Annotated in this window: 1 protein-coding gene; it reads right to left on the reverse strand. The window is 62.3% G+C overall.

Translation table 11 applies throughout. From position 1 onward, the window contains the following. Window positions 1-9: 9 nt before the first annotated feature. The gene (locus VJR90_11045; GenBank protein HKV98005.1) at window positions 10-1,431 is read right to left on the reverse strand and encodes an ISKra4 family transposase; all 1,422 of its coding nucleotides are present in this window, start codon (window positions 1,429-1,431) and stop codon (window positions 10-12) included. Between the last annotated feature and the right edge of the window lie 57 nt (window positions 1,432-1,488).

A 1,488-nucleotide genomic window follows, 5' to 3' on the forward strand; every position in this document is an offset into this window, starting at 1 on the left:
GGGCGCATATCAATTTCTGCGGGGGTCGCCATGAAGGATGTGAGGGAATAGCAGATGCCAGCGGAGGTTGCGCCAGAAGGTTTCCAAACACATCAATCCTTCATCGCCGACCAGACTCCAGAACTGGCCGGGCCGTTTGAAGCGGCATTGATATTGCCGACAGGTCGATTCAATGGCGCCACTGCCTTGCGGTTCGCCGTTGCGCCGGGCGGTGGGATAGTCCATGCGCTCACGGTGGCTTTCCAGATACGCCAGTTCGGATTGAACGGCCTGTCGCTTTTTCCGACGCAGCCGTTTGGCCAGGGTGCGCAGATCATTCAACAGCGGCGTGACCCGCCCCTGCTTGAGTTTTTTGAGCAAGGGTTGGATCCAAGCCCGCGCCGCTCCTTCATCCTGCGGGTGCAGTGCGTGCGCCACGGCCCAGAGATGCTGGCTGGCGTGATAGTAGTCCAATCGCTGGTGGGCCTGCGCAAAACGATCCCCGGCCAAATTCCAAATCCACACCGCGCCGTCGGCAATCACCAGCACTTTGGCCGCTTGCGCCAGACCGTGTCGCTGCGCTTCGGCAAAGAGTTGTTCGCGTAAATCGTCCACGCCGCCACGGGTCATCACGGTGCCGCGGCTGACAATCCGCGCCCGGCCACCGCCACTTTCCACGCGTTGATCCAGGCGAAAGCAGGTGCCGCCATAGGCCCAATGCCAGCGTTGAGGTTCCTGGCCCGCCGCGCGCTTTTGCGCGCTTTGTCCCCAGTCGTCCCGCTCCCGGATGTTCCAAGCGTCCAGTTCAATCACCAGCGTGAAGGGTTCTGTGGGGAGAGCCAGCATCTGTTGGGCTCCCTGGCTGGTGCGCATTTGCTCGTCGAGCTGCTTGCGTTTCTGGTCGGCCCGCTGGCCTTGGCGACGGGCTTCCCGGTCCAGCGTGGCCGGCGGCAGCTTCACCCCGGTCAATCGTTCAATGACCGCGCTGGCTTCTTTGACCGGCATTTTGCTGACCGTCAGCGCGGCCATTTCCTGCACCGAAGGCGACGCACCGCCGGTGTCACTCAAGCCCATCGCCTGATCGGCCGGATAGCGCCACGCTTTACAGCGCCGACACCAGCCGCGCAGCCGCTTGACCGTCACCGGCCCGAAGCGAGTGTGAAAGGTGCGTGGGTGATCGTGCGTGCGCCGGCTCAATGGATTCCCGCAGACCGGGCAAACCGGCGGTGTTTGGTCGGCTTTCTTCTGCGCCGCTTCCTCCAGAAGCTGGCGTTCCAACCCGCACGTTTGCCGCAGGATTTGCTCCTCCAAATGGCCGAGAGTCTCATCGGAGCACTGAACGCTTTGGTTCAACCCCGCCGTCAGACGCGCCTGCCAGTCGGCCACCAGCCCGGCGAACGTCTCGTAACTGCTGTCGGATTGAGGAACCGATTTCAGGCAGCAGTCGTTCATGCCCGCCTTATATCACGACCCACCCCAATTTACCCCCACATTTTTTGATATGCGCCC

It is taken from the genome of Gammaproteobacteria bacterium, from assembly GCA_035279405.1.
Taxonomy (GTDB): Bacteria; Pseudomonadota; Gammaproteobacteria; order Natronospirales; family REEB76; genus REEB76.